General features: G+C 62.1%; 19 protein-coding genes and 1 pseudogene. 16 read left to right on the top strand and 4 right to left on the bottom strand.

The window, feature by feature from the left end:
• The first annotated feature begins 156 nt into the window (after positions 1-156).
• From RWJ89_RS20635 to ribB, 3 genes are all read left to right on the top strand, one after another.
• Positions 157-3,336, top strand: coding sequence for a bifunctional diguanylate cyclase/phosphodiesterase (locus RWJ89_RS20635; protein ID WP_131666130.1), 3,180 nt, complete (start codon positions 157-159; stop codon positions 3,334-3,336).
• A gap of 220 nt (positions 3,337-3,556) precedes the next feature.
• Positions 3,557-4,654, top strand: a complete 1,098-nt coding sequence (gene aroC / locus RWJ89_RS20630) for a chorismate synthase (RefSeq protein WP_029872693.1) — start codon at positions 3,557-3,559, stop codon at positions 4,652-4,654.
• A 13-nt stretch (positions 4,655-4,667) separates the two neighbouring features.
• Positions 4,668-5,771 carry a 3,4-dihydroxy-2-butanone-4-phosphate synthase gene (gene ribB, locus RWJ89_RS20625; protein ID WP_222011262.1) on the top strand — a complete coding sequence of 368 codons (1,104 nt, stop codon included), beginning with the start codon at positions 4,668-4,670 and terminating at the stop codon, positions 5,769-5,771.
• Between the two features lie 223 nt (positions 5,772-5,994).
• Here the strand turns inward: ribB and RWJ89_RS20620 are convergent, their stop codons facing one another.
• Positions 5,995-7,185: a winged helix-turn-helix domain-containing protein gene (locus RWJ89_RS20620; protein WP_131666128.1), complete on the bottom strand. Its 1,191-nt coding sequence runs from the start codon at positions 7,183-7,185 to the stop codon at positions 5,995-5,997.
• 341 nt (positions 7,186-7,526) lie between these two features.
• On the opposite strand from RWJ89_RS20620, the gene RWJ89_RS20615 reads away from it, so the two are divergent.
• From RWJ89_RS20615 to RWJ89_RS20595, 5 genes and pseudogenes are all read left to right on the top strand, one after another.
• A complete protein-coding gene (locus RWJ89_RS20615; protein WP_131666127.1) occupies positions 7,527-8,201 on the top strand; it encodes an energy-coupling factor ABC transporter ATP-binding protein in 675 nt (224 codons plus the stop codon).
• Positions 8,201-8,809: an energy-coupling factor transporter transmembrane component T family protein gene (locus RWJ89_RS20610; protein WP_131666126.1), complete on the top strand. Its 609-nt coding sequence runs from the start codon at positions 8,201-8,203 to the stop codon at positions 8,807-8,809. Before RWJ89_RS20615 ends, RWJ89_RS20610 begins: the two co-directional genes overlap by 1 nt.
• A gap of 24 nt (positions 8,810-8,833) precedes the next feature.
• Complete coding sequence (locus RWJ89_RS20605; protein WP_094087669.1) at positions 8,834-9,397, top strand: biotin transporter BioY; 564 nt, start codon at positions 8,834-8,836, stop codon at positions 9,395-9,397.
• 144 nt (positions 9,398-9,541) lie between these two features.
• Positions 9,542-10,078 carry a GXWXG domain-containing protein gene (locus RWJ89_RS20600; RefSeq protein WP_131666125.1) on the top strand — a complete coding sequence of 179 codons (537 nt, stop codon included), beginning with the start codon at positions 9,542-9,544 and terminating at the stop codon, positions 10,076-10,078.
• 17 nt (positions 10,079-10,095) lie between these two features.
• Positions 10,096-10,187: pseudogene (locus tag RWJ89_RS20595) on the top strand (alpha/beta fold hydrolase); the annotation flags it as partial.
• A 76-nt stretch (positions 10,188-10,263) separates the two neighbouring features.
• On the opposite strand, the gene RWJ89_RS20590 reads toward RWJ89_RS20595, so the two are convergent.
• From RWJ89_RS20590 to RWJ89_RS20580, 3 genes are all read right to left on the bottom strand, one after another.
• The gene (locus tag RWJ89_RS20590; protein ID WP_131666124.1) at positions 10,264-11,481 is read right to left on the bottom strand and encodes an MFS transporter; all 1,218 of its coding nucleotides are present in this window, start codon (positions 11,479-11,481) and stop codon (positions 10,264-10,266) included.
• A gap of 87 nt (positions 11,482-11,568) precedes the next feature.
• A complete protein-coding gene (locus RWJ89_RS20585) occupies positions 11,569-12,060 on the bottom strand; it encodes a cupin domain-containing protein (protein WP_316031355.1) in 492 nt (163 codons plus the stop codon).
• A gap of 193 nt (positions 12,061-12,253) precedes the next feature.
• Positions 12,254-13,150, bottom strand: coding sequence for a LysR family transcriptional regulator (locus tag RWJ89_RS20580; RefSeq protein ID WP_131666122.1), 897 nt, complete (start codon positions 13,148-13,150; stop codon positions 12,254-12,256).
• 177 nt (positions 13,151-13,327) lie between these two features.
• Here RWJ89_RS20580 and RWJ89_RS20575 point away from each other — a divergent pair, with 177 nt between their 5' ends.
• From RWJ89_RS20575 to RWJ89_RS20540, 8 genes are all read left to right on the top strand, one after another.
• Positions 13,328-14,158, top strand: coding sequence for a 3-hydroxybutyrate dehydrogenase (locus RWJ89_RS20575; protein ID WP_131666121.1), 831 nt, complete (start codon positions 13,328-13,330; stop codon positions 14,156-14,158).
• 29 nt (positions 14,159-14,187) lie between these two features.
• Positions 14,188-15,267 (top strand): patatin-like phospholipase family protein, encoded by a 1,080-nt coding sequence (locus tag RWJ89_RS20570; protein ID WP_131666120.1) that lies wholly within the window; start codon positions 14,188-14,190, stop codon positions 15,265-15,267.
• A gap of 244 nt (positions 15,268-15,511) precedes the next feature.
• Positions 15,512-15,781, top strand: a complete 270-nt coding sequence (locus RWJ89_RS20565) for a BufA1 family periplasmic bufferin-type metallophore (protein ID WP_131666119.1) — start codon at positions 15,512-15,514, stop codon at positions 15,779-15,781.
• Positions 15,782-15,822: 41 nt separating this feature from the next.
• Positions 15,823-16,848, top strand: coding sequence for an MNIO family bufferin maturase (gene bufB, locus RWJ89_RS20560; RefSeq protein WP_316031354.1), 1,026 nt, complete (start codon positions 15,823-15,825; stop codon positions 16,846-16,848).
• The gene (locus RWJ89_RS20555) at positions 16,838-17,623 is read left to right on the top strand and encodes an HvfC/BufC family peptide modification chaperone (protein WP_131666117.1); all 786 of its coding nucleotides are present in this window, start codon (positions 16,838-16,840) and stop codon (positions 17,621-17,623) included. Before bufB ends, RWJ89_RS20555 begins: the two co-directional genes overlap by 11 nt.
• Positions 17,624-17,637: 14 nt before the next feature.
• Positions 17,638-18,111: a DoxX family protein gene (locus tag RWJ89_RS20550; protein ID WP_131666116.1), complete on the top strand. Its 474-nt coding sequence runs from the start codon at positions 17,638-17,640 to the stop codon at positions 18,109-18,111.
• A 3-nt stretch (positions 18,112-18,114) separates the two neighbouring features.
• The gene (locus RWJ89_RS20545; protein ID WP_131666115.1) at positions 18,115-19,431 is read left to right on the top strand and encodes an NAD(P)/FAD-dependent oxidoreductase; all 1,317 of its coding nucleotides are present in this window, start codon (positions 18,115-18,117) and stop codon (positions 19,429-19,431) included.
• Positions 19,421-21,283 (top strand): adenylate/guanylate cyclase domain-containing protein, encoded by a 1,863-nt coding sequence (locus RWJ89_RS20540; protein WP_316031353.1) that lies wholly within the window; start codon positions 19,421-19,423, stop codon positions 21,281-21,283. The genes RWJ89_RS20545 and RWJ89_RS20540 overlap by 11 nt, the downstream gene beginning before the upstream one ends.
• Positions 21,284-21,291: the final 8 nt, after the last annotated feature.

Here is a 21,291-nt window from a genome sequence, read left to right as displayed (position 1 = left end):
CTTTTCCCGCCCAATTGATGAATAGGATTTTAAATGTAATCAAGATGGTGCGTTAATCCGCGGTTTTCCCTTCCCGCGATCTCTCGGCATCGCCGGCGGGCAATCGTAAATTAACCCGCGCGCCCTACAGTTGCTCGTCAACATGGGGGTTTCATTTTGTTATCCAGGCTCAGCGACAGCAAGCAGTTGCGGCGCGTGTTGAAGAATAGCCGCGTCTCGTTTCTGGTTTCGTCGCTTGTCGCCCTGGTCGTCATCGTGGTCGGCTTCGGGCTCGACCAGGCCAATACTGCGTCTCATGTTCGCGAACTTCATATCCGCACCGAAAACGAGACGAACCTAATCCGCGCCCGCGTCATGGCCGAGATCAATATGGACCTCAGCGTCGTGCGCGACCTGACGAACCTGATCTCCGTCAGCACGGCAAACGGAGAGGAGATGGAACGCCAGATCAACTGGCTGCTGATCCAGAACCCGTCTTTCATTCATATCGCCATCGCACCTGATTTCATCATCCGTGACATTCACCCCGCGCAATCCGGCAACGAGCGGATCGGCCGCGACGTGCGCGAGGCTCTCTTCTTTCGTCAGGCGATGACCGGTGCGGCCGGCGACCAGTCGGCGCGCTTCTACGGCCCGATCAGCATTGACAGCCGCGACGCCTTTGCCATCTTCTTTCCGGTTTTCGTCAGGGAGAACGGCGAACGGCGGCTCTGGGGGGCGGTCGAAGTCGCCATCGACCAGACGATGTTCTACCAGGCGACCGGGCTGATGCCGGCGCGCGACCGCGAGAACCGGGAACGCTATCCGCATCTCGGCCATCTTTCGATCGCTATCCGCGATATCGGCGCGGCGGCCGCGACCAATGCTGCTCTGCCGGCGCCGTTCTTCGGTTCGTCCGATATCGATGACAAGCATCCGATGCGTCAGAAGATCGGCTTTGCCGGCGGCAAGTGGGAGCTTTCCGCGGTCCCGAACAGCGGCTGGAACGCGATACCCGAAAACCGCACCGAGCTGCGCCTGATCATCCTTGCCGCGGGCTTCATCATCATCGTGCCGATCTTCTTCGCGACCCTTCTGCTCGGCGAGCGCAATCGCAATATTACCGCGCTGGAAACGCGCGAGGCAAAACTGCTGGAATTGTCGCAGCGGCTCAATCTGGCGCTGGAATCCTCGAATATCGGCATTTGGGAGCTGCAGGATGATTCGAGCAGCCTGCTCTGGGACACGCGCGCCGCGGCCCTGCACGGCAAGCCGGCTGAGGAAGGAAGCTGGGCGCTCGACGAGTGGCTGGCGGCGGTCCTGCCCGAGGACCGCGACGTCGCCGAAGTGCATTTCTTCAGCTGCAGCATTGCCGGTGCTGCCTGCACGGCGCAATACCGCATCGTGCTCGCCGACGGCCGGATCCGCCACCTGCGCTCGGTCGGCGCCTTCTATACGGATGCCGGCGGCGTCAGCAAGACGATCGGCATCGTCTGGGACGTGACCGCCGATGCGGAGATCACCGACACGCTGCGCAAGGCCAAGGATACGAGCGAGGTCAAGAATGCCGAGCTGGAGCTGGCGCTTGAAGAGCTGTCGAGCCGCGAGGGGCAGCTCGCCGAGCTTTCCAGCCGGCTCGACCTGGCGCTCAATTCCTATCAGTGCGGCATATGGGAAGCCCGGCCCGGCCTCGGCGGCTCGATCTGGAACGAGCGGATGCACGAACTCTACGGCCTCACCCCGCGCAACGGCTTCATGACCGAGGAGACCTGGCTTGGCTGCATCCACCCCGAGGACCGGGCTCTCGCGCTCGAAAGCGCGCGTCACTTCAAGCAAAACGGCGATACACACACACTCGTCTGCCGCGTGCTCGTCGACGACGGCTCGGTGCGCTATGTACGCTCGGTCGGCAAGGTCCACCAGACGGGGACCGGCGAGATGAAGATCATGGGCATCGCCTTCGACGCCACCGAAGACGTGCTGATGACGATCCGGCTGAAAGCGGCCAAGGACGAGGCAGTCGCCAAGAATATCGAGCTCGAGCTTGTCAAGAACAGGATCGAGCACAATTCGCTGCACGACCCGCTGACCGCCCTCGCCAACCGCCGCAAGCTCGACATCGCGCTCGAAAATCTCACCCAGGACGGCCGCCGGGAGCGGCAGAAATTCTCGATCCTGCATATCGATCTCGACCGCTTCAAGGACATTAACGACACGCTCGGCCATGCCGCCGGCGATGCGATGCTGGTGCACGCCTCGAAGGTGCTCGCCAAGAATGTCCGCGGCAGCGACATCGTCGCGCGCATCGGCGGCGACGAATTCGTCATCCTTGCCCTCGATGTCGACGACAAGGAGATGGCGCAGCTTTCGACGCGGATCATCGAGGAAATGCGCCTGCCGATCGATTTCCAGGGTTTTTCCTGCCGCTGCGGCGTGTCGATCGGTATTGCGCTCGCCAACGGCATCCATGTCGATGCGCGCAAGGTGCTGATTAATGCCGATATCGCGCTCTACCGCGCCAAGAGCACGGGCCGCAACCGCTTCGAATTCTTCAATCACAATCTCCAGGCCGATATCATCAACACCAAGCGCACGGCCGACGAGATTCTCGCCGGCATCGAGAATGGCGAATTCACCGCCTGGTATCAGCCGCAATTCTGCGCACGGACAATGGAGCTGACCGGCGTCGAGGCGCTGGTGCGCTGGAAGCACCCCTCCAAGGGGTGGCTCGCCCCCGACAAATTCCTTCGCATCGCCGACGAGATCAATGTCGTACAGATGCTCGACCGGATCGTGCTGGAAACGGCGCTGCGCGACAAGGTGCGCTGGACGGCGCGCGGCATTGTGGTGCCCAAAGTCTCGGTCAATGTTTCGGCGCGGCGGCTGCATGACGGCAGCCTGTTGGAATCGCTCGCCGACCTGAATATCCGTCCGGGTGAGATCTCCTTCGAACTGGTGGAATCGATCTTCCTCGACGAGAGCGAGGACGTCGTCTCGCAGAATCTCGAGCGCATCAAGGCGCTCGGCATCGATATCGAGATCGACGATTTCGGCACCGGCCATACCTCGATCGTCAGCCTGTTGAAGCTGAAGCCGAAGCGGCTGAAAATCGACCGCCAGCTGGTGCAGCCGATCGTCAATGCCTCGCAGGAGCGGGCGCTGGTCAGCTCGATCATCGAGATCGCCCGCTCGCTCGGCGTCGAGACCGTGGCCGAAGGGGTGGAGACGGCAGCCCATGCCGCACTGCTGCGCGATCTCGGCTGCGATATCCTGCAGGGTTATGCCTTCTCGCGGCCGCTCTCCTTCGACGATTTCACCAACGAAGCCACAGGAGCGGGGTGGCGGCTGGCGTCCTGATCGCTGCCTGCCGATGCCCTCGCCCTGCCCCTCCCCGCCTGTGCGAAGAGAGTGGCGGCAATATGGGCCGCCCGTCCCCGGCAGCGAACGGAAACAGCATTTCCTGAGCTGCCGGTTTGGCGCAAAGAAAGGCTTTTGCCTCGGCGGCTTTTTGGCCTATGAGTGTCGCGCCTTTTCAAGCAATGGCGCGGCCGGCTTTGGCGCGCCACCGTGGGAACACATGTCGCACAATACATTCGGTCACCTCTTCCGCGTAACCACCTGGGGCGAAAGCCATGGTCCGGCGCTCGGCTGCGTCGTCGACGGCTGCCCTCCGGGGCTCAGCTTCAAGCTCGAGGACCTGCAGGTCTGGCTCGACAAGCGCAAGCCCGGCCAATCCCGCTTCGTGACGCAGCGGCGCGAGGACGACCTGGTGAAGGTACTATCAGGCGTCATGCTCGACGCCGACGGCGAGACGATGACGACCACCGGCACGCCGATCTCGATGCTGATCGAAAACACAGACCAGCGCTCCAAGGATTACGGCGAGATCGCCCGGCAATATCGCCCCGGCCACGCCGATTATACCTATGACCTCAAATACGGCATTCGCGACTATCGCGGCGGCGGCCGCTCCTCGGCGCGCGAGACTGCCGCCCGGGTTGCCGCCGGCGGCATCGCCCGCCTTGTCGTGCCTGGCGTCACCGTGCGCGGCGCGCTGGTGCAGATCGGCAAACACAAGATCGACCGCCGCAACTGGGACTGGGACCAGGTCGGGCAGAACCCGTTCTTCTCGCCCGATGCCGCGATCGTCCCGGTCTGGGAGGAATATCTCGACGGCATCCGCAAGAACGGCTCCTCGATCGGCGCGGTCATCGAAGTGATCGCCGAAGGTGTGCCGGCCGGCCTCGGCGCGCCGATCTATGCCAAGCTCGACCAGGATATCGCCTCGCTGCTGATGTCGATCAACGCCGTCAAGGGCGTCGAGATCGGCAATGGTTTTGCCGCCGCCGAAACCTCAGGCGAAGACAATGCCGACGAGATGCGCATGGGGAATGACGGTACGCCGATCTTCCTTTCCAACAATGCCGGCGGTATTCTCGGCGGCATCTCCACCGGGCAGCCGGTGGTGGCGCGTTTTGCCGTCAAGCCTACCTCCTCGATCCTGACCGAGCGCCAGTCGATCGATGCGGAGGGCAAGAACGTCGATATCCGTACCAAGGGCCGGCACGACCCCTGCGTCGGCATCCGCGCCGTGCCGATCGGCGAGGCGATGGTCGCCTGCGCGATCGCCGACCATTATCTTCGCGACCGCGGCCAGACCGGCCGTCTGAAATAGGAGCCCTCGCCCCATGTCTTATGACCAGAAGCGCGTCGTCGACGCCATCCGGGCCTTCGAGGCCGGCGAGATCGTCGTCGTCATGGACGACAATGACCGCGAGAACGAAGGCGACCTGATCGTTGCCGCCGTGCATTGCACGCCGGAGAAGATGGCCTTCATCGTGCGCCACACCTCCGGCATCGTCTGTGCGCCGATGCCGAAGGAAGAGGCCAAGCGCCTCAACCTCAACGCCATGGTGGCGGAAAACGATTCGGCGCATACGACGGCCTTCACCGTATCGGTCGATTTCAAGCACGGCACGACGACCGGTATCTCCGCCGACGACCGGACGCTGACGGTGCGCAACCTCGCCAATCCGAATGTCGGCGCTTCCGATTTCGTCCGTCCGGGCCATATCTTCCCGCTGGTTTCCCGCGAAGGCGGCGTGCTGATGCGCTCCGGCCATACGGAAGCGGCCGTCGACCTCTGCAAGCTCGCCGGCCTGCCGCTGATCGGCGTCATCTCCGAGCTCGTCAACGACGACGGCACGGTGACGCGCGGGCCGCAAGTGGTCGACTTTGCCGAACAACACGGGCTGAAGCTCGTCTCCGTCGCCGATCTCATCGCCTACCGCCAGCGCAAGGAAACGCTGATCGAACTCGGCACCAGTTTCGACATCGAGACGCCGTTCGGCAAGGCCAAGGCCCATACCTATTCCCTGCCCTGGGATCCGATGCAGCATCTCGCCGTCGTCTTCGGCGACATCCGCGACGGCGTCGACATTCCGGTGCGCCTGCATCCGGAGAATGTCGCCGAGGATCTGTTCGGCAAGAACAGCCCGGTCGATTTTTACATGCAGAAGATTGCCGAGCAGGGCCGCGGCGTCATCGTCTATCTGCGCGAAGGCTCCGTCGGCGTCGGCCATACCGACAATGGCCGCAAGGCTCGCAACCAGGGCCGCGAAGCCCATGTGGAAGCCCAGACCCGCGACAGCGAATGGCTGGAAATCGGCCTCGGCGCCCAGATCCTCAAGGACCTTGGGGTGAGCTCGATCAAGCTGCTGACCAGCCGCGAGCGCCACTATGTCGGCCTCGAAGGTTTCGGCATCAAGATCAGCACGACAGAGATCTGCTGAGGGGAGCCCGCGGTCGGCAAGGCAGAGACAAAGACCCCTCCCCAACCCCTCCCCACAAGGGGGAGGGACTAACCCGTGGCCCGGCCCTGCCGCCAAAATACATCACCACATACTGTATCGTCGGGAATGAAATGCGACGGGCGCCACACTGCCGCCCCTCCCCCTTGTGGGGAGGGGTTGGGGAGGGGTTTTCGCGCAGGATGCTGCTGCTCCGGCGAAGGCTTTAACCCCTCCACCCGTCCAAAAATACGACCTTCTCCACACCGGCAAACCGCGCTACCCGCTCCAGCTCGGCTTCCAACCTCTCCAGCCGCCCGGCTGACGGTTTCACACCCGGCTCCAGCCAGAGCCGCTTGACATCGAGCGTCGATTTCTTGCGATCTGCCTTCATGTCGATGCGGCCGATCAGACGGTCGCCTTCGAGCAGCGGGAAGACGTAATAGCCATATTCGCGCTTCGGCTCGGGCACGAAGACTTCAATGCGGTAGAAGAAGCCGAACAGGCGTTCGGTGCGATTGCGGTCGCGGATCATCGGGTCGAAGGGGCTGAGCACGCGGATGCGGGGCGGAGCATCGGGATAGCTGTCGAGCGTCGACGGGAAATCGGCAAAGGCCCAGGAGGGTCGCGCCTTGCCGTCGAGCGCTGGTTCGATCAGCACTTCGGTCAGCTCGTCGCGATGGGCTGATACCCAGGTCTTGGCCTCATCGGGCGAGACGAGGTTCCAAAAAGCTGCGATCTCGCCATGGGTAGCAAAGCCGAGGCGGGCAAGCGCGCTGCGGCAGGCCCAGTCGACAAACTCCTCGCGGCTCACCTCTGGCTCGCGGAATTCGGCCGGAATGACCCGCTCGGTTAGATCATAGATCTTCTGGAAGTTCGAGCGGCCGGCGATGGCGAGCTTGCCGGTGTGCCAGAAATATTCGAGCGCCGTCTTGTTCGGGTGCCAGTTCCACCAGCCGCCGGAAATGTGTCCATCGGCCTTGATGTCGCGCGACAGGATCGCGCCGTCGCGTCGCACGCGCTCATAAGTCTCCTCGAAAGCCGCCTCGAAGCCCTCGCCGCGCCATTTGCGCCAGCGTTCGATGATCACCCTTTCCTGATGAAGGAACTTGTGCTTCCAATAAACGAAGAAGGCGCTCGGCAGGATGGAAGCATCATGTGTCCAGTGCTCGAACAGCGCGCCGTCCTTTTCGAGCAGCGCCTTCAGATGTTCGCGCCGGTAGGTCTGGTTGCGGGAAAACAGGATCTGATGATGGGCCCGCTCCACCGTCTGGATGCTGTCCACCTGGACGAAACCCAGTTCATGGATGAGCTGCAGCAGACCGGCCTTGGTCAAGGCGCGGTTCGGCGGAGCGCTGAGTCCCTGCTTGGCAAGAAAGACCCGGCGGGCATCGGAATTGGAAAGCAGATTCGTCATGCCCCCATCATAATCCGGAAAATCTTCCTAGCCACCCGATATCGACCCAATATCGACAGCAAGATTTGCTCTTTCATCAACCCGATGTCCCCGTATAGAACCACTCCGGTTGGCGCCAGTGGCTGCCCCTCACCCTAACCCTCTCCCCGCTCGCGGGGAGAGGGGACGTGCCCTGCGAGAGGTTGGTAGGGAATGGAGAGGTCGCGGCATGGTCCCTTCGCCCCGCTTACGGGGGTCCGAAGGAGGGGTCGAGACACGTGGCTCGACCCAGGCAGAGGTGCCGGCAGGCGGATGAGGGGCCACATCGGCAATCTCCTCCGGTGAAAATGCGAGGGATTGGTTTGGATATTCGTTTCGAAGGTGCCGGGGTCAGTTTCGGGGCACGGGTGGCGCTGCAGCCGCTGACGCTTGGCATCAGTGGAAAACGCATCGGCGTCATCGGGCTGAACGGCTCGGGCAAGACGACGTTCGCGCGGCTGATCAATGGATTGGCCAAACCGTCGGTCGGCCGTGTCACCGTCAACGGCCGCGACACGAGTGACGAAAAGACTGCGGTGGCCGATGTCGGCTTCATCTTTCAGTCGCCGCAGAACCAGATCATCCTGCCGATCGTCAAGGACGACATCGCCTTCGGGCTGAAGCGGCGCGGCTTCACCAAGGCGGAGATCGAGGCGAAGGTCGAGGGCGTGCTGGCCCGCTTCGGCGCCGAGGCGCTGGCCGATCGGCGCGCGCATGAGCTTTCCGGCGGCGAGTTGCAGGTGGCGGCCCTTTGCTCGGTGCTGGCAACGGGGCCAGGCATTCTGATCCTCGACGAACCGACCAACCAGCTCGACCTCAAGAACCGGGCGTTGGTCGAAGGGATTATCGCCGGACTGCCGGAAAGTGTCATCATCATCACCCATGATCTGGACCTGATCGCCGATTTCGAGCGGGTGCTGCTGTTTCATGAAGGGCAGCTTGCCGCCGATGCGCCGGCTACTGAGGCGATCGCCCGCTACAAGGAGATCGCCGCCTGATGCAGTCGCTCTATGTCGAAGGCAACAGCGTGATGCACCGGCTCTCGCCGCGGCTAAAACTGTTGTCGCTGACGATCTTCGGCGTGGTGCTGTTCATCAGCGGGAACCTCGTCCTGCTGTCGATCGCCGTGCTGCTGACGGCGGTTCTCTACCGGATGGTCGGTCTGCCGTTTGCCGATGGGCTCAGGCGGCTGCGGCCAATCTTCCTGACGATCGCGGTCGTCGCACTCTTCAACCTGATCTTCAATCCCTGGCAGGAGGCGCTCGTGCCCCTGCTGCGGCTGACGGCGCTGATGCTGCTGGCCGCCACCGTGACGGCGACGACGTCGATCGCTGAGTTCATCGACGAGGTCACGGCGCTTGCCCGCCCGCTCGAACGCACCGGCTGGGTGCAGGCCGACGATATCGGCCTGGCGCTCGGGCTGGTGCTGCGTTTCGTGCCGGAGATCGTCGGCCGTTATCAGGCGATCCGCGAGGCGCATAGGGCACGCGGGCTGAAGGTCCGGCCGACGACGCTGCTGGCGCCGCTGATCATCCTGACGCTCAGGGATGCGGATAATATCGCCGCGGCGATTGACGCGCGCGGCATTCGGCGGCATGTGAGTTAACGATTGATAAACACGGAATTCATGATGAGCACTCGCGACCTCGTTCTTACCGCCCTCTTTGCCGCAATCATCGTGGCGCTTGGCCTGCTGCCGCCGATCTCGCTCGGCTTCATTCCGGTGCCGATCACTGCGCAATCCCTCGGCGTCATGATGGCCGGCGTCGTGCTCGGCGCCCGGCGCGGCGCGATTGCCGTGCTGATCGTGCTGGTGTTGGTGGCGATCGGCCTGCCGGTGCTTTCCGGCGGCCGCGGCGGGCTTGCGATCTTCGCGTCGCCAACGGCCGGCTTCCTGATCGGCTGGATCTTTGCCGCCTTCGTAACCGGCTATCTCAGCGAGCGGCTGGTCAACGATCAGCAAGCCGCCCTGGTGCAGACGGTGAGCTTCTTCCTCACCGCCATGGTCGGCGGCATCGTCGTGCTCTACGCCTTCGGCATCACCTATCTGGCGACCGTCGCCGGCCTCGGCTTCACGAAAGCTTTCGTCGGCTCGATGGCCTTCATTCCCGGCGATGTGATCAAGGCTTTCGTCGCAGCCCTGCTCGGCCGCGCCGTCATGGTCGGCTATCCCCTGCTGCCGTCACGCGCCTGACGCAGAGGTCGATCTTGTCTGGCCAATGCCCAACGGCTCCTTCGAGGGCCGTTGGGCTTAAAGACATAGAACCTATGCGAAAGCCTCACCAGGCGTTCCGCCGCATGAACGGGAACTTCCAAACCTTTTTTTCATTTTTCTGCAATGAACATCCCTGAAGAAGAACCTATGCGAGGCGACCAGCAGGAGGAGATGGCTGCCTGGTTCCGGTCGCTAGGCCCCGTCCAGCCAAAGGACATGGTCGGCCTTTGGACCGGCGTTGGTATTCCGTCGGGTCATCCACTGGACGGCGTGCTCGAGAATCTCAACTGGTTTGGCAAGCGCTTCCATTCCGACATGCGGGCGGACGCCCTGCTCTTCAAGTGGAGACCGGGCCGGCTTGTTCCGCTCGAGCCAAGTTTCTTACCCATTGGTCTGGCGATCAAGATGGCGCCCTTTGGCCGGACGTTCGTCGCCCGCCACTGGTTCTCATACCTGCAGAAAGTGCTTCGAGCGAGAGGCACGACAGCTTCATTGAAGCTTCAGGCTCTCGACGGCATCGAAACGGCCGCGATGATCTACGACAAACAGCCGATCGTGGACTACTTCCACAGGATTGACGATGACGGGATTGCCGGGATGATGTGCGTGCACGACGACCCGCGGCGGTTCTTCTTCAAGCTCCGGAAAGTGACGGGCTGAGCAGGGAAGAGGGCGAGATGACCGTCATCGATCGAAATCATGCTCAAGTCCGGGCGATGGCCAGCGTGCGATGATCTTTTCGCATGGATTCGGGTGCGACCAGAATATGAGGCACCGAACCGTCCTTCGTCCGATGGATGAGAACATAGAGAATGCCGTTCGATCTCCATTTCAATGACCCTGGATCATCGCCGGGATGGACCGGGCATTGAGCCGATGGGAAGGGCGATCACGATGGCTGTAAGCAGCGCTGCGACGAGCACGCCGACACAGGTCGGCCAGCCCACCTGATCATAGATCTGGCCGAGTACGAGGCTGCCTGCGAGACCCCCGGTGTAATAGGAGGCGAGGTAAATTCCGCTGGCGCCTGCCTTGTCCGTGACCGCGCGTCGGCCAACCAGTCCGGTGGCGATTGCTTGGGCGAGAAATGTCCCTATTGCCACGAGCGCCAGTCCGGCCAACACCAGCGGCAAGCTGACACTCAGAAGCGCCGCAAGGCCGACAATGGCGAGCCCAAGCGTCGAGATGATCCCGAGTTTCGCTCCGATCCTGACCGCGAGCTTGCCTGCCATCGGCGTGGTCAGCATCGACGGCAGAAATACCAGATAAACGAGGCCGAGCGTCATCGGCGACAGGCCGAGAGCCACGAGTTGGAAGTTCACATAGGTGAAGGTTCCGATAAAGACGAAAAGGATGAGGAAGCCGATCGCGAAGACGCGGCGCAGCTCACCATCGGCGAAATGATAAGTCCAGCCGCGCATGTTGAATGATCCGTCATCGCTGGTCTGCATCATGGCCGACGTCTTTTTGAGGGTGAGCCAGACAAGCAGCGCTCCCGCGATGTTGAGGGCCGCGAAGGTGAGGAAATTGATTTCGAGCCCACCGAACCCGGCCACCATTGCGGACAGGATGCGACCAAAAAAGTTGCTCGCGACATTGCCGGTGACATAGGCCGCCAACGCGCCTGTCGCCTGGGTTGGCGAGAAGTGTTCCGAGAGATAGGCAATGGTCAGCGTGAAGGCTGCCGACATGCAGAGGCCCTGGACGATACGGAGGATGGCAAAAACCGTCAGATCGTGGGTAAAGGCGAGAGCTGTCGTGGGAAGGGAAAGCAGCGCAAGGCTGATCCAAATACCGCTGCGGCGATCGATCCTGCGACCGAAGAAGGCTATGCCAAGGCCGGCGACGGCCATGCCGAAAGTGCTGGCATTGACGGCAAAGCCCATCGCGGCGCGGCTGACCTGGAATTTCTCGACAAGCGCGGGCAGGATCGCCTGAGCCGCGAAGAGATCGACCAGTGTCAGGAAGGAAACCAGCGCGATGACGGCAAAGCGCCGGCCATCGGCGGCGGTAGCGCCGAGGGTCGTTCTCGGCGGATTGAGGACATGCTCGATGCCGGTCATGGCGATCGCTCCAACGGTTGGATGAAGTGGTGCGGCATCTCCGATCTGGCGGGACCGGAGACGCCTTTCAGCGAGCCTGGGAGCAGCTCACATGGATTCGTGCTTTTGCGCTTCCGAGGTCAGGATGTCGGCGGAGTAGAGGACAGCCGGCTCGCTGCCATTGTTCTTCCACCAATGCGACAGCATGCCGAATTCGGCAGTCACGTCGCCGGCCTTGTGCTCGATCGGCACCTTGCAAGTGCTGCGGTATTCGGTGATCAAGCCCGAAACGATCAGGATGTTGGCCGGGCGAGCCTCATGCGAATGCCACGGCACGACGCCGCCGGGCTGCACGACGAGCTTGCGCATGCGTAGGGCACTGTTCTTCCAGGCATCGCCCTTGGAGGCGAGATCAATCGAGGAAATGACCTCGTCGGTCACGTTCTTCGGCATCATTTCGCCGGGCTGCATGCCGTTTTCGGCGACCTGATCGGCCGGGCATTCGCCGGCATAGGCATAGCCGATCGGGATGGCGGTGAAGGATGCGAGAGTGAGGACGGTGGCGAGTGTCATGCGCTTGGCATTGAGGTCGAATTTCATCAGAGTTCTCCTTGTTGAGCCCGGATGAAGCGTTCGCGCCGGGCATGACAAGGAGCATGGAGAGTTCGATGGCGAATGAGAAATGCCGCCTTATTCTGAATTCCATAGCTTGAAGCTATCGTGAAACGCAGGACGTGCAGACGCCTCCGCATCGCCAGGACACGGAGCACAGTTCATTGCATTCGTTATGCTTTCAGTGCGAACGGCTTGGCAACGTGGCCCAACCGTAAGATTTGACAGCGCCGACGAAAGTCGAGACGGCCGGGGAGAAGCGGCGGCCAGCTACGGTTACAAGGCAGACTTCGCGGGTTACCTCCGGTTCGGCGACCGGCCGGACTTGCAGGCCAGGCACGACGGCGCTGTATTCAGGAATGAAACAGATACCGAGACCACCAGCGACAAGATTCTGAATCCAGTCCTCCCGTTCGCTCGAATAGGAGACGATAGTGCTCACACCCTGAGCATCACAGAGATCCGTCAGGTAGTCCCAGTACTCGCAATTGACACGGCGAAGATAGATCTCGCCATCGATCGCGGCGATCGGAATGGCATCGTATTGGCTGAGCCGGTGCCCCGCCGGAAAGGCCAGCATGAACCGTTCCCGAAACAGCGGCGTCACATCGAAGCGTTCGGGAAAATTATCGGCGCTCGACATGATCGCGATATCGAGTTCGCCCTGCTCCAGCAATCCCGCCAACTTGGCCGGAATGCCCTCGACGAGTTGGAGCTGGATACCCTTGTGGCGCATGTTGAAATCGGTGAGCAGGCCGGTAAAACGCCGCGGTCCGATCGTGCACATGATGCCGACCTTGAGATGCGCATCGTTGAGGCAGAGAAATTTCGATGCTTCGGTTTTGACGCCCAGGAGTTCGTCCTGCACTTGCTGGAAACGCGGACGCAAGAGATTGCCGAGATCGGTGATGTGGGTGAGGTTCCGTTCGCGACGGAAAAGCAGCCCGCCCACCTCGTCCTCGAGCTGCTGAACGGCGCGGCTCAGCGCGGGCTGGGTGACGTGACAGTTCTGCGCGGCGCGCGTGAAATTGCGCGTTTCGCAAACAGCCAGAAAATACCGGATGTGATGGATATCCATATCCGCCCCCAACAATTCAAATGTATGCCCATGTATCTATTCTGGTCCCGCGCGCTATCTTCCGCCAATGCCCCTGAATTATCAATTCCATTAGTGAGCGGCATTTCTCTTATAACTGCGACCGCGCCATTTTGAACGGGAAGCTACACGTCGTAGCGCCTTAAAATGGAGAATGCGATGCTCAGTCTACTTGCTACCGAAACCGAATCCCTGGCTGGCCGGAAGATGCTCGAGGGTCGTACGGCGATCGTGACGGGCTCGACCAGCGGCATCGGCCTTGGCATTGCCCATGCGCTGGCAAGGGCGGGCGCCTCGATCATGCTCAATGGTTTCGGCGATCCGGCCGGGATTGAAACGTTGCGAGCCGAGATGGCCGAGGGCAACGATGTCGATGTCGCCTATGACAGCGCCGATATGTCGAAGCGCGACGCTGTCCTGATGATGGTGGAGCGCGCACAGGCTCGTTTCGGCCAGGTCGATATCATCGTCAACAATGCCGGCATCCAGCATGTTTCGCCCATTGGCGAATTTCCGCCTGAGAAGTGGGATGCGATTATGGCCATCAACCTGTCGGCCGCCTTTCATCTTGTCCAGGCCACTTTCGACGGTATGTGCGAGCGCGGTTATGGCCGCATCATCAATGTCGCCTCAGCTCACGGCCTTGTCGCCTCGCCCTTCAAGTCGGCCTATGTCGCAGCAAAGCACGGCATGGTGGGGTTCACCAAGTCGATTGCACTTGAGGGTGCCGAGTTCGGCGTGACGTCGAATGCAATCTGCCCCGGCTATGTCTGGACGCCGCTTGTCGAGCAGCAGATCGACGCGCAAGCGAAGTCGCATAACATCGCACGTGACGCAGTGATCCGCGACGTTTTTCTCAAGAACCAGCCGACCAAGCGTTTCGCAACCGTCGAGGAAATGGGCGCCCTCAGCGTCTTTCTCTGCTGCGATCTGGCGAGCTCCATCACCGGCACGGCCATTCCGGTCGATGGCGGGTGGACGGCGCATTGATCTCAACAAACAAATCGGGAGTGAGGACCATGAACAAACACGCAGGTGTGAAGAAAATAATCGCCGACAGCGCGGTTGTCGCCTCCTCTGAGCGAGAGCCGCGGACGCTCAATCTGGCGCTCCAGGGCGGAGGCGCGCATGGCGCCTTCACCTGGGGTGTGCTCGATCGGCTGCTCGACGAGCCGAAGCTGTCGTTGGAAGGTGTCGTCGCAACCAGCGCCGGCGCAATGAATGCCGCGGTATTGGCCTATGGCCTGGCCGAAGGCGGGCGGAGCGGGGCGCAGACCGCGCTCGCCAATTTCTGGCGGCGCGTCAGCCATGCGTCGGCATCCGGGCCTCTGCAGCCGACGATCTTCGACAAGATAACCGGATCTCGGGCGCTGGAATTCTCGCCGGCCTTCATGATGTTCGACATGGTGACGCGGCTGATGTCGCCCTACCAGTTCAACCCTTTCAATTACAATCCGCTCCGGCAGATCTTGGAGCAATCGGTCGACATGGATGCGATCCGGATGGCGCGCTGCCCGGTGAAGCTCAGCATCTGCGCCACCAATGTCCGAACCGGCAAGGTCAAGGTGTTCGGCAATGACGAACTGTCGATCGATGCCATCATGGCTTCGGCCTGTCTGCCTTTCCTGTTTCAGGCGGTCGAGATCGACGGCGAGTCCTACTGGGATGGCGGCTATATGGGCAATCCGGCGATCTTTCCGCTGATCTATGGCTGCGACACGCCGGATGTGCTGGTCGTCCATATCAATCCGATCGAGCGTGCCGAAGTGCCGCACACCGCCTCCGAGATACTCAATCGCATTAACGAGATCAGCTTCAATTCGTCGCTGCTGCGGGAAATGCGGGCGGTGGCTTTCGTCACCGATTTGATTGATGCATCTCCTGAAAGTACCGGCAATCTCAAGCGCATCTTCGTGCACGGCATCTCCGATGACGAGACGATGAAGAGCCTCTCCGTGTCGAGCAAGCTCAATGCCGATTGGGGGGCGTTGGTCGATCTGCGCGATCGCGGCCGGGAATGCGCCGACATGTGGCTGCTGGCCAACTACCAGGACATCGGCAAGCGATCGACAGTCGACATTCGCGAACGATATCTCTGATTTTCCAAGGATTTCCTTCCGCGTCGCCGGTTCCGTCCCGCGCCCTCCCTCGCTGCATGCCACTTCCTCCCCCCCGGTCGCCGCCGGGGGTATTTTTTGCCTTCTCGCCAGCCGCTGCCGCGCATAGCGCCAACCTATGAAAACCATGCCGCAACAGCATTTCAAACATCACCGGCAATGCGGGAAAGTAATTCCAGTCAAGCCGGAAACCGGTTTGATCCAACCTCAACCAGGAGACATTTCCATGAACTCGACCCGCATCCTCATCGGCTCCGCCCTTGCTGCCATCACCTCCATGGCTGCCTCCAGCGCCATTGCCGGCCCGGCTGCACAGCCCGAATTCTCGTTCGAGAAGTGCTACGGCGTCGTCAAGGCCGGCCTCAACGATTGCCAGACGGCCACCCATTCCTGCGCCGGCACATCGACGGCCGACAATCAGGGTGATGCCTGGGTCTACGTGCCGGCCGGCACCTGCGCCAAGATTTCCGGCGGCGCGATCGAACCCAAGGCCTGAGGCCTCCCAAGCTTCATTCAACCCATATGAAGGAGTGACCAATGTCCAAGATATTTCCCAATCTTCCAGTACCGGATGCCGCGGGCATTGGTCTGCGCTCCCTGCATATTTCCGATATGATCTCCCGCCGGCCTTCGGCGGGATGGCTGGAGGTCCATGCTGAAAACTACATGGGCGATTCCGCCGCCATCGATGCTTTGGAAAATTTGCGCGAGACCTATCCGCTGTCGGTGCATGGCGTCGGTCTCTCGCTCGGCAGCGCTTCGGGCCTTGATCGGGACCATCTGGACCGGTTGCGGAGCGTGTGCATCCGGTTTCAGCCAGCATTGGTCTCGGAACATCTCGCCTGGAGCGTTGCCGACGGCGCCTATCTCAACGATCTCCTGCCGCTCCGCTACGACGAAGATGCGCTCGATATCGTTGCGGTCAATGTCGGCCAGTTGCAGGACAGACTGCAGCGCCGCGTCTTCATCGAGAACCTGTCGGCCTATATCGCCTTCGCCAATTCCACCATGACCGAGGCGCAATTCCTCGCCGAGCTCGTCAAGCGCACCGGTTGCGGCCTCCTGCTCGACGTCAACAATGTCTATGTCTCGGCCTGCAATCTCGATTTCGACGCCAAGGCCTTCATCGACGACCTGCCCGCCGATGCCATCGGCGAAATCCATCTCGCCGGCCATGCGGTCAACGAGGTCGAGGGCGACATCGTGCTGATCGACGATCATGGCTCGCGCGTGCCGCCGGCCGTCTGGTCGCTCTATGCGCATGTGCTGCGCAAGATCGGCCCACGCCCGACGCTGATCGAATGGGACACCGAGGTTCCCGCGCTCGATGTGCTGCTCGGCGAAGCAATGTGGGCCGACATGATGGCCGCCTCGATCGGTTTCGAGAAGCGTGGTGCGCCGCAAATCGCCCAGCAGCCGGACCGCAGGTTCCACGGCATCGAGCTGCCTTCCACGAGCAATCTCGCACGCGGCGCCATGCCTGCGATCTCGGCCTTGACGACGATCACACCGTCGGTTTTCGCGAGCAACTCCGTCACACGGAGGGCGCGTCATGCTGTCTGAACTCGAACTGCAGCACGCCGTCGCGGATGCTATTCTTAACCGTCGAGGGCCGGATCTCGGTCCCTCGTTCGATACGGGCGGCCGCTTCGATCCGATGCGCCGCTTCAACATCTACCGCAACAACACATTCGCATCGCTGAGTGCCACGCTCGTGTCGGTCTTCCCTGTTGGCGTCAGCCTGATTGGAGAGCGGTATTTCCGCCATATTGCCGCAAGCTTCATTCGCGTGAGCCCGCCGTCCGAAGCGCGGCTGGTACGCTATGGCAGCGACTTCGCCGATTTCCTCGGCCGCCTCGAAGACCTCAAGCCTATGCCCTTCATCGCCGATACGGCGCGGCTTGAATGGTTGATCGCCGAGGCGCTCGACGCGCCGGCGCTGCAGCCTGCGAATATGGCGGAACTCTCGCGAGGTGGCGAAGGCACCATGCCCGACCTGATCCTCCAGCCGTCTTTGCGACTGCTCTTTTGCCGCTGGCCGGCGCTCGACATCTGGTCGGCGCACCAGGCAAGCGGCGATCTCGAACAGCTTGGCGGCATCAGAAGGCAACCGCAGCGGATCGCCTTGTGGCGGAACCGGGACAGCGTTCGCTTTCTCCGCCTCAACGGTACCCATTACGCGTTTCTGCAGGCGCTGAAGAGCGGCCGCGGACTTGAACATGCCGTCAAGAAAGCCGCCGCGCGCGATCCGAATTTCGACCTCGTCGCCTCGCTCGGCGGTCTCTTTGCCGACGGACTCGTCACGCGCGTCCGCCACCAACCTGCAAACATCAACTGACAAGGAATGGATCGATGACCATGATGACCCCGACATCCATGCCCGAACGAGGCGGTTTCGCCGGCCTTTATTCGCAGGCACTCCGACTGGCCTCATCCGTGCCGCTTTCGGCCGTGCAGCTCGTCGCGCGGCTCACCGTTGCGAACGTGTTCTGGCAATCATCGCAGAGCAAGCTCGCCTCCTGGCCCGTCACGGTCCAGCTCTTCGCTTTCGAATACCGCCTGCCGGTGCTCGATCCCGGTGTCGCGGCCCTGCTCGCCACGGCCGCCGAACTGTCGGGTGCAATCCTGATCTTCTTCGGCCTCTTCTCGCGTCTCGCGGCACTGATGCTGCTTGGGGTCGTGGCGACGATCCAGATCTTCGTCTATCCCACCCATTGGGGCGAACATCTGACCTGGGCGGCTCCGCTGCTGCTGATTTTCGCGCGAGGCGCGGGCGTCATTTCGCTCGACCATCTCGCCGGCCGCTTTTTCTCGCGGGAGCGCTGAGCCATGCGGATCGAAGCCGAGGGCGCGATGACGGGCGGTGCGCCGAACATGATCCGCCCAATGCCCGGGAATGGCCGCCCACGCGTGGTCATTCTCGGTGCCGGCTTCGGCGGGCTTGCCGCAGCCGTGGCGCTCAAGAGCATCCCGGTCGATATCACCGTTATCGACCGTCGCAACTATCACCTCTTCCAGCCGCTGCTCTACCAGGTGGCGACTGCAGGCCTATCCCCCGCTCAAGTCGCGATGCCGATCCGCCGCATCCTGTCGCGCCAGAAGAATGTGACTGTATTGATGCAAAGGGTCGAGCGGATCGAGAAAGCCATGCAGGTTGTTCACACCGCCGAGCGCTCTATCCCCTACGACTATCTTGTTGTCGCGACCGGCGCCCGTCATGCCTATTTCGGCCATGAGGAGTGGGCCGAAAGCGCGCCGGGCCTGAAGACGATCGGCGACGCGACGGAGATCCGTGCCCGGATTCTCTCCGCTTTCGAACGCGCCGAAGTCACTGAGGATGATCAGCGGCGCGAGGCGTTACTGACCTTCGTTGTGGTCGGCGGCGGTCCGACAGGCGTCGAAATGGCCGGTGCAATTGCCGAACTTGCCCGCAAGGTCGTGGTTCGCGACTTCCGTCACTTCAATGCCGCTTCGGCACGCGTCGTCCTGGTCGAAGCTGGCAACCGTATCCTGCCCACCATGCCGGCCTGCCTTTCGGCAAAGGCGCAGCGTCAGCTTGAAGGCCTGGGCGTCGAAGTGTTGGCCACGGCTGCCGTCACCCATTGCGATGGCGAAGGCGTCATGCTCGCCGACGGCCGCCACATCGGCTCGGCATGCGTGCTTTGGGCCGCAGGTGTCATGGCATCCAAAGCCGCCAAATGGCTCGGCGCCGCGGCCGACCGCGCCGGCCGCACCGTGGTCGACGAACGGCTGAATGTCCCCGGCCACGACAACATCTTCGTCATCGGCGATACCGCCGCGGTGAAGAACGAGGATGGCCGCCCTGTGCCAGGCATAGCCCCGGCCGCCAAGCAGATGGGCGAGCATGCCGCGCATGCCATCCGGGCGCTCATCGCGGACAATCCGGTCGAGCCATTCCGCTATCGGCATTTCGGCAATCTCGCCACGATCGGCCGCAAGGCGGCGGTCGCCGATTTCGGACGGATCAGGCTGTCCGGGTTTTCGGCCTGGCTGGTCTGGAACCTCGCCCATCTCTGGTTCCTCGTCGGTTTCCGCAATCGCCTCGTGGTTTTCATGGATTGGGGCCTGGCCTATCTTCGCTATGAGCGCAGCGCCCGCCTCATCACCGACCGCCATGAGCGCTGATTTCCTTCCCCGCGTGAAGATGGGCCGCGCAGTCACCATGCTGCTGCTGCTTGCCGTCATCTCGACCGCGGTCCTGGTACATCTGATCTGGCAACGCACCGCGAGTGCCAATGTCGATAAAGTCGTGGCGGCCCTGGATGCGCAGAGCACTGGGGCCGTCCGCAACGAACTCGCCTCGCAACTCGCACTCGTATCGAGCACGGCGGAAATAATCCGCTCCGTCTTCTTCCAGGGCGCCATCAAGCCCGACGACGAGGTCAAGCGCGAGTTCTTATTTCTCTCGCTGCTGCGTGAGCAGCCGGCGATCGCCTGGATTGGGTTCGGTTTCACCGATGGGCGCTTCTTCGGCTCACATGCCGCCCCCGATGGCCGGATCGAGATGGTCGAAATCGGCAAGGCCGCACCCGGCAAACCTCGAACATTGCGCCGTGACCGATACAAGCCGATCCCCGGCGACATATTCTTCGAAGAACGCGTCAAGACCGAGAGCGCCTATGTGACGGAGGGCGCGTCCTGGTATCGCAAGGGCAAAGACAGCACCGGTCCGGCATGGACCGTCGTGGACATATTGCCAAGCGGTTTCGAGCCTTCGATCGTTCTTTCCAAACGGGTCGAAGCCTTCGGGCGGCTCGAAGGTGTCGTCATGGTAGCGGTCAGCCTGCGACAGCTGTCGCTGACATTGCAGGGCCTCAACATTCCTTCCGAGAGCAAAGTCTATGTGCTCGCGAAGGACGATGTGGTCCTCGCTACATCCGAACCGTCGGACGGCGTCATGGCCGCCCATCTCGCGGATTTTCCGAAGACCGACGTGCTTTCTGCTGCCGTCGCATCCGCGCGCCGAACCCATCCTCAAAGCGTCTTCCGCACGCTGCAACGGAGTGACGCTCTCGGGCCGGTCTTCATCTCGTCCAGTGCGCTGCCATTTGAAGACTGGCGGCTGCTGACGGCGATTCCGCGCTCCACCTTCGCCGGCGATATCGATCAGAACACCAAGCGCGTGCTCTTCATCGTCGCTGGCATCGCGCTGCTTGCCGCTGTCACCGCGATTATTTTCGCCCGCCTGCTTTTCGCCCGGCCGCTTGCCCGCCTTGCCCGACAGCTGCATGCGGTCGAACGCTTCGAACTCGATGCCGTCAGCCACACGCCCACCGTGCTGGTTGAACTTAATGACTTCTCCGTCGCGCTGAAACGGATGTCTTCGGGGTTATCGGCCTTCGCCCGCTTCATGCCGCTCGATGTCGTCAGGCCGCTTGTCAACGGCGGCATCGAGCCCAGGCCCGGCGGCAAGCTTACCGACATCACGGTTCTCTTCGCCGACCTGCCGGGCTTTACGGAGATGACCGAGGAACTCGGCGCCGGTGTCGAACCGCATCTCACCCGCTTCCTCACGCTTTCCATCGCCGCGATCCACGCCGAGGGCGGCACGGTCGACAAATTCATCGGCGACGCTGTGATGGCGATCTGGAATGCCCCGAACGACGAGCCCGATCACGCGTCGCGTGCCTGCCGTGCCGCGGCCGCGATCCGTGACGAGATGCATGCCATCCCGCCGCTCGCGCCCCAGCATGACGCAGTGCGGGTCAGGATCGGCATCAACAGCGGGACGGCACTCGTCGGCAATATCGGCTCGGCGGAACGCCTGAGCTACACGGCGATTGGCGATGCCGTAAACCTCGCAAGCCGCCTGGTCGGCGTCGCCAAAGACAAAGGCGTTGAAATCGTGTTGAGTGGCGAGACGTGGGAACGAGCAGACCGGCGGCTCGATGCCCGCTCGCTGGGAGAGACGGTGGTGCGCGGCAAATCGCAACCGGTGCCGATCTTTACCCTGGACCGGAAATCGCCCCCGATTTGAGGGAGGAA

Origin of the sequence: Rhizobium sp. 10PS4, from assembly GCF_032464805.1 — a bacterium.
GTDB lineage: Bacteria > Pseudomonadota > Alphaproteobacteria > Rhizobiales > Rhizobiaceae > Rhizobium > Rhizobium laguerreae.
This window is presented reverse-complemented; position numbering and strand designations above follow the sequence as displayed.